The following is a 7,252-nucleotide window of genomic DNA, read 5'->3' on the forward strand; positions in this document are numbered from 1 at the left end:
GGACAAGCCGCATCCACCAGCTCCCGGATCCGCAGCCGCGAGCAGAACGCGGCCACCACCGGTAATGCTCCGAGCATCTTCTCGACACTGGCCTGGCCCCACTGCGCACGCTGCCTCATCTGCCAGGTCATACCGCGACGACGATCACCACAGCAAACCCGACGATCTTCAATCAACCCGACGTGCGGAAAACGGGGCTAGCCCGTTAAGAGCCAGCGCCGCCAGCAACGCCCGGCATGCCTGGTCACCGTCGGGGCCCGCGCCGAACCGCATCTGCCGCAGCGTGGCGAAGGATAGGACGTGACTGCGGATAATGCGATCGCATGCCACGCCGGCCAGTTGGTCGAGCGCGGGCGGGATTCCACCCAGACCGACTGCGGAAGCGGAGATCTGAGTCTTGTCCTTGGTGGCCTTGTCCGCCTCTTTACGGAGCTTGTCGGCTGTCCTCACGCTCAGCTCGCCAGATTGGCGCTCCACGACCTCCCGCAGATCCTTGCCCGAAAGCAGCATCTGCATGCCGACGCCGTCCACGCGCGCACCGCCTCGCAACGACGGCTTCCCGTCCGCACAGAACCCGATGATTTCGCCAACCATCGCGCTGCGCCACCTGCCCTGCCGAGCTCTACGGCTTGCGTCCCATCCGCCATAGATCAGGGTGATCGGGCTGGCCTCTAGCAACGCCCGCGCGTTCAGTGGTGTCGCATCCCTGATCGCGCGGTACTCCGGCAGATCCGTCACCGGAACCCCGTCCCTCGTCGCCGCCCGAATGTGGCCGTCGTACGCTCGGTGCGGCAGGGTGAGATCGGAAAACCGCTGCGCCTGCCCGTCGATTTCGTACGTGACGACGATGCGCGGCATACGCGACAGCGCCGGATTCTCGTCGTCGATAGCCAGCGCCAGCCCCGCTTCCGCCCGGTTGAGCTGGCTCTGCTTCGAGTCGACGATCACTGCGGTGCGAAGTTCGCCTTCGAGATACCGCCGTTCGTAGGCGTAGACACTCTCCTTCCCCCGCGGAGCCGCGAACTTGGCCGGGGCTACGGCGCTGTGCGGCCCTCCAGCGGGGGCCAGTTCCGTGATGGAGGTGAGGCAGCTACCGCCCCCAGGTGCGGTGGCGGTCAGCAGGGTGTCGAGCGTGATCGCCGACATGGTGGCTCCCTTTGTCGATGAACGCGGAAATGTCACTCCTGGCTGCTATGACCAGGAGTGCCGAGCGATGAAGGGCCCAGGAAGGCGGGCTGCGCTGTCAGTTCGCGGACGGAAAACGCGAGGACAAGCCTCGATGAAGGGGAAACAGGGATTGACGCTACATCTAGGGAAAGCGGGACGAGAAGTATTCGAGGGATTTCACATGTTGTAGTGAAGCGCGTAAGCTCTCGCAGTTCGTGGCGGCAGGCAGACGATGGTCCGAAGCCGATGCCCTACCACACGTCATCGCGCATTCTGCTCGGACGGCCAAGGATCCAGCTCGCTCGCCCACTCCACAGCTCGGCGGGCGCCGCAGCAGTTCGCTAGATCATATGGACTCGTCAACGGAGGGTCAGGTCGTCGGGGCTGTCGCGGCGCTTCTCAGCCCTGCCGGAGATAACAGCCAAGGCGGGGAGCCTCGCCCCAGGAATTGACGACCCTCTCCGGAGTCTGGTGCGTAGGTCCGAATCCTGCAGGGGGAACGCGATCTTAACTGGCGGTTCTGGTCGCCGACCAGGACGAACACCGCACAAAAGGGGCGGGCCTTTCCCGGAGCCCCGCCTACTCGCTGACGCTCGCAGGTGGATTCCCGTGCAAAGGCTCCATCGATCCGCGAACGTATTACTCCCTTGCCGAGACAACCCGGCTGGCATATGTGTGAGACATCGCCTGCTGGAGGAAACTTTGGCACCCAACCGATGGCCGACCGGCACCTTCATGCACCGTTTGACGGACGAGCTGCGCTCGGAGCTCCTGGGGCTCGGGACCTTGCGCTCGTTCCCACCCGGGCACGTACTGATCAGCCAGGGAGATCGCGGCACATCGGTTTGGATCCTGTTAGACGCGCTGGTCAAGGTGACCGGAGGCGTTGAGAACGGTGTGGAGGCCACCCTGGCGATTCGGGTGTCGGGTGACATCGTGGGTGATATGGCCGCTATGGATGGGTCGCCGCGGTCGGCGACCGTGACCACCTGCGGACGGGGTGTCTGCCAACAGGTCAAGGGCCCGGTGTTCCGCTCTTTCGTGGCCCGGCGCCCGGCCGCGGCGCTGGCGCTGACGCAGGTCGTTGCCGAGCGGCTGCGTTGGGCCAATCAACGGCGCCTCGACTTCGCTGGGTATGAGACGAAGATCTGCCTGGCACGCGTGCTGATCGCGTTGATATCGCGGCACGGCCGCACCACGGATGACGGCGTGAGCATCGGTATACCGCTCACCAGAGCCGAATTGGGCATGCTGGTGGGCGCCAAGGAGATCACGACGCAGAAGGCGCTGCGCGAACTGGCTGCGGAGGGGGTCATCCGGCGAGGGCACCGCGACGTGGTAGTGAAGGACCTGGCAGGACTGACTGCGCTTGCCGACCTCCCGTTCCTCGCTAAGCCATATTTCTAAGGCTTCTCCCGCCGGATGGTGCCTCACGGTAGAGCCCACCCGCTTATTGGAGATGCCATGGTCATGCACGATTACCGCGTCCTGCTCACAGCTGACATCGAGAACTACGGCGGCCGCACCGACGCCCAACAGCGAACCCTCCAGTCCGGCCTGATCAGCGCTATCGAGACGGCGGCGGATCGCGTTCAGCTGGACCACGAGTCGTGGTCGCGCCAGGTGGGCGGTGATTCGCTGACCGCAGTCCTTCCCGCCGAGCCGGGCCCTCTCGTCACGATTCCTCTTCTCCTCGACCAGTTCCTGACCGAGCTGGATGTGGCCATCGCGGCGCACAACAGCCGACGCGCCGATCCCACCTGGGCCCGGATGAGAATACGGCTGGCCGTCCACGTCGGACCGTTGCAGTTGGACGGTGCGGCCGGGTGGCCTGGGCAGCACGCGGTACAGCCTGCGAGGTTGCGTGATTCGGCACCGATCCGGGCCGCGCTCGACACCTTCCGCGACGCCGACCTTGCGCTGATCATTTCGCGGGAGGCGTTTCGCGACTACGTGTCACAGGGCCCAGGGCGGCCTAGGCCGTCGGAGTTCCTGGAGGTTGCGGTGGCGGAGAAGAAACAGGAGTACCCGGCATACCTGTACGTGCCGCACTTCGATGTCCACGACATGGAGCCTCCGGAATCCCCGCTGCCCAGCGGCGACGCCCCGTCCACACCTCCGTCGGGCGGCGGATCGATCAAGAACCGGGTCAACAAAGGCGACATCTATTTCGCGCAAGGAAACATCAACCTCACTCATGACCCTGAGCGGAGGAAGAAATGAGCGACTCCCCGCCTGAGGAATCGGGCCCTGAAGTCCCGCAGCCGGAAGAACCGCTGGTCGAGGACGCCTCGCCCGAGGAGGAGGACGAAACATTTCAGGAACCCGACAACCAACCAATCCGTCATGAAATGGCCACATCCCGGCAAGAGTGGCAGGAACGCCGGCAGAGCTTGGACGACCTGTACGCCGACGAACTGTCCAGCCCCGGCACCCGGGACCTGAGCGGCCGCGTGAGCAACCGCGTCAAGAAGGGAAACCTCTGGTTCGCCCAGGGCGACATCCACGTAGGCCAGGGGCGGCCACAACCGACAGCGACGATCAACGAACTGACGGAAACCGAGATCGCGGACCTACGGCGAACGCTGGTACCGACCCAGTCGCAAACCGAAATACGCAGGCTGCTCGACAGCCAGCGCCTGATCCTGCTCGGTGGAGCGGCAGAGACGGGAAAGGCGACCACGGCCCTGGCGGCGCTGCTCGACTGGGGTGGCAGGGTGAGCTGGATCATGCCGTACGGAGCGAGCACGCCGAACCCCCGCGACTGGAAACTGGAATCGGGGCACGGCTATTTGCTGGACCTAGTCGATACGCCCAATGCCGTCGACAGGGTGACCACGAGTCTCAAGCGTGCCGGTGTCAACGCGGACTACAGGGTGATTGTCCTGGTGCCGGAGCATATCCAGTCCTCCATCGCGCCCGTGATCGAACACGACCCACCGCCGAACCGCCGGATCTTCACCAAGCATCTGTCCGTTCAGGCATCGGGCGCACGGCTTGCCGTAGACGATCAGCAGATTCTGGACGAGGAGCTCCGCGCCCTCTCCGCGCCCTGGCAGGTGGTCGAACTGGTCAGGCAGGTGGCCGCCACGATGGAGTCCGACAGCCCCATCGAGACCATGCTGAACCGGCGATTCCATCGAATGCGCGCGAAGGTGGGCGAGAACCTCGAAAAGCGCAGGCCGACTCTGGGCCGGTGCTTCATGACCAGTATCGCCGTACTTCACGGACTGCCCGAGGCGGAAATCTCCGGCGCGGCCCTGGCCCTGGCCGAACGGCTCGACGAGAAGTGGCGTCGTGATCACTCGCCGAAATCGGTCCAGCTTTGGGAGAACCTGCCGGCCTGGCTGAAGTACGTGGATGCCGAGGCCACACCCGCCGGGCCCGGCGGCGGGCGAAGCATCAAGCTGAGACGCCCCGAGCTGGCGGCCGTCATGCTGCGCGTGATCTGGGAGGACCAGCCGACTATCCGCGACTCGCTGGTCGACTGGCTGATCTGGCTCGGCGGCGAGGGATCCTGGCATACGAAGATCAAGGTCGGGCACGCGGTCGGAAAGCTCGCGACCTTCGACTTCTCCCTTGTCAACGAACGGTTCCTGGAGGTGTGGAGCCGCTCCCGCCGATCCCGGGACCATCAACTCGCCGCCCTGGCACTGGAAGCCGCCGCCGAGAACCCATCGATGACCCGCCGCGTCCATCTCCATCTCGATTCGATGATCCATGGCAACGACGCGAAGAAAGCGATCGCGATCCGCGCCTACGCCTCGTCCGTCGGCCTCTCCGCACCCGACCAAGCCCTCGCCGCGTTCAGGACCCTGGTCCTGAGCAGGGGCGTCAAGTTCCACCGCGACGTGGCCCAGTCCATCGCCTACCTCTATCGCAGGAACACCGCGCCCACCATCATGAACCATCTCGCTGACTGGGTCCGTGACGGAGGAGCGGTCGGTCGTCGCGGCGCCGCCCTCGCCTTCGGACGACTGGTTGCGCTGCCCGTCTCGAGCCCCGAGCGGCCGCATCCCAGTGACCTCGATCCCCATCCCTCCCTGGTGATGCTCTGGCGCAACGCGCTCAGCTACGAGGAAGAGGGGGGCCTGGTGGTGCCTGAGTCCTGGGACCTGCTGCTGAACGAATGGCTGCGCCATTACGGCGAGCGGCCGACCGTACGGGAGATCACGGACCAGATCTTCAGCCTGACCGATGCGCGGAACGCCGAGCGAGCACTGCTCTACCTCCGGCTCTGGCGGCACCACGGCGAGATCTCCGCCGAACTTCACCATCACCTGCGTCAACTCGTTCACAGGAGCTGATCTCATGCGCAAATGGCTGGCACCCATGCTCTACCGCGTCCAGCAGAACCAGCCCGAGGCCGAACCGCCCATCGACATCGAGCCGTTCGTGCTGTCCTCGCCCGCTAAGGGCGACGCTTACGACTTCTCCGTCACCCTGTTCCGTACCGCGACCTCGGGCGGGAAACGGACCTCAGCTCTGTTCAGTGATGAAGTGCCTGAGGCGGAGGCGGTCCTCCAGCGCGCGTGTCAGGAGGTACGTTCGACCACCTGGCGATTCGAGATCACCGCGCCGGGCGCGGCGGAGCAGGCCACGAACGAGAGACTCCAGGCGATCTCAGGCTCGATGACGGGTGTCTACCGGTGGGCGATCAGAGCCGAGGTCAACGTTCCCGAGGAGATACGCCAGCTCAACCGGGATGCCCACAAAAGACAGCATGACATCAGAGCCGACGCCGACGCCGCGCTGCTCCGGATCAAGAGCACCGACGAGGTCCGGCGGGAGTGGCAGGACTTTCTCACCGCTGTGGTGGGAAGCGCCCAGGTGGAGCACGCGATCAAATTGGCCGTCTCTCCGGAGCAACTACCGCAGATCATCGCGGAGCTCGTCGAGCAGCGGCAGCAGGGAGCGCAACAACTGCTCGGCACCGTCGACTCGATCATGCAGCGGTACGAGACGGTGGACATGCTCAACTTCATGGTCAAGAACGAAACCGTGCTGCGCCGGACCCTGGAACTCCTCGGCCTGCCCGTTCCGCCGCTGGAGGACGACACGCTGCTGGTAGGCCGAGCGTGACGTGCTCGCCGGCGCGGCGCCATCCAGCGACCACGCGGTCACGGCGAAGATCCGGTGAGCACGATGTTGATGAGCGCCGCGCTCACCGTCGCCGCCATTCCACCGAGGAGCAGCCAGAACCCCCAGCGGATAAGGCGATACTTCTGCCCGACGATGTGGCTGACCCGGTACAGCTGATCAGCGACCCGCTCCAGGTCCAGTGTCGAGGACCGCATGAGAGCGCCGGCGACGGTCGCCGGGGAGTCGAGGTGAAGGATGTCGGCGTAATACATGGCGGCACTGTGAATTTTTCGCCGATCCAACCGCGGATAGACCGCGCCGGCGAGCACCACCGCGGACGCCAGAGCTGCCGCCGCCCCAACCCACCACAACCACTCGACGGCGTTCGATAACGCGAAAGGTGACCAGCTTCCCGCGAGGAGGCCACCAGTGACGGCGCCGAGGCCGATGCCAACGATGCCGAGAAGGACCTGGGCCTTGGTGTCCGCCCTGTTGAGCTCCTCGCGGGCCTCTGTGAGCAACTGTGTTCCGTAGGCGCACGCATCGTCCTCGGCTGCCTGCCGTTGGTCTGGAGTGGTTTGGGTGAGTGCTCGCACGATCTTGTGGAACACGAGGGACCTCCTGGCCGGGGGCGATCACAACGCAGAGCATTCCACGACCGCCGTGGGTTGAAGCCCGTGATGCGCTTTGCGTCCGCTGTACACCACGTCAACAGGAGGCTCTCGGCATGATCGTGGGCCACGTGTGGGCCATCCATGACCTTGATCGCGTGACATTCGTGCGTCGCCCCTGGCCAAGGGCATGCCCACTAGCAAACCTGCAATGCTCTCCGGAGCCAGCCCCAGACATCCGACCTGCCTAAGCTGACTACACTTCTGCGCTTCCCCTCGTAACGTGGAGACCGAACCAAGAGAGGTTTGGTCGTGGCAGGAACCACGAGGCGGCGCTTTGATCCGGAGTTCCGGGCTGGCGCGGTGCGTATCGTCAAGGAGACCGGCAAACC

General features: G+C 65.0%; 6 protein-coding genes. 4 read left to right on the forward strand and 2 right to left on the reverse strand.

Features of this window, described 5'->3' with window-relative positions; genetic code table 11:
- Window positions 1–168: 168 nt before the first annotated feature.
- A complete protein-coding gene (locus E1267_RS41450) occupies window positions 169–1,146 on the reverse strand; it encodes a type I-G CRISPR-associated protein Cas7 (protein ID WP_132341434.1) in 978 nt (325 codons plus the stop codon).
- A 696-nt stretch (window positions 1,147–1,842) separates the two neighbouring features.
- Here E1267_RS41450 and E1267_RS41455 point away from each other — a divergent pair.
- The 4 genes from E1267_RS41455 to E1267_RS41470 are packed head-to-tail and all read left to right on the forward strand — an operon-like array spanning window position 1,843 to window position 6,249.
- On the forward strand, window positions 1,843–2,574 hold the full coding sequence (locus tag E1267_RS41455) for a Crp/Fnr family transcriptional regulator (RefSeq protein WP_246064660.1): 732 nt from the start codon (window positions 1,843–1,845) through the stop codon (window positions 2,572–2,574).
- A 57-nt stretch (window positions 2,575–2,631) separates the two neighbouring features.
- The gene (locus E1267_RS41460) at window positions 2,632–3,390 is read left to right on the forward strand and encodes a hypothetical protein (RefSeq protein ID WP_132341436.1); all 759 of its coding nucleotides are present in this window, start codon (window positions 2,632–2,634) and stop codon (window positions 3,388–3,390) included.
- Window positions 3,387–5,474, forward strand: a complete 2,088-nt coding sequence (locus tag E1267_RS41465; RefSeq protein ID WP_132341438.1) for a hypothetical protein — start codon at window positions 3,387–3,389, stop codon at window positions 5,472–5,474. The genes E1267_RS41460 and E1267_RS41465 overlap by 4 nt, the downstream gene beginning before the upstream one ends.
- A 4-nt stretch (window positions 5,475–5,478) precedes the next feature.
- Window positions 5,479–6,249, forward strand: a complete 771-nt coding sequence (locus E1267_RS41470) for a hypothetical protein (protein ID WP_132341440.1) — start codon at window positions 5,479–5,481, stop codon at window positions 6,247–6,249.
- A 38-nt stretch (window positions 6,250–6,287) separates the two neighbouring features.
- On the opposite strand, the gene E1267_RS41475 is transcribed toward E1267_RS41470, so the two are convergent.
- Window positions 6,288–6,860: a Pycsar system effector family protein gene (locus E1267_RS41475; RefSeq protein ID WP_132341442.1), complete on the reverse strand. Its 573-nt coding sequence runs from the start codon at window positions 6,858–6,860 to the stop codon at window positions 6,288–6,290.
- Window positions 6,861–7,252: the final 392 nt, after the last annotated feature.

The sequence above is a fragment of the Nonomuraea longispora genome, from assembly GCF_004348345.1.
In the GTDB taxonomy this organism is placed as follows: Bacteria; Actinomycetota; Actinomycetes; order Streptosporangiales; family Streptosporangiaceae; genus Nonomuraea; species Nonomuraea longispora.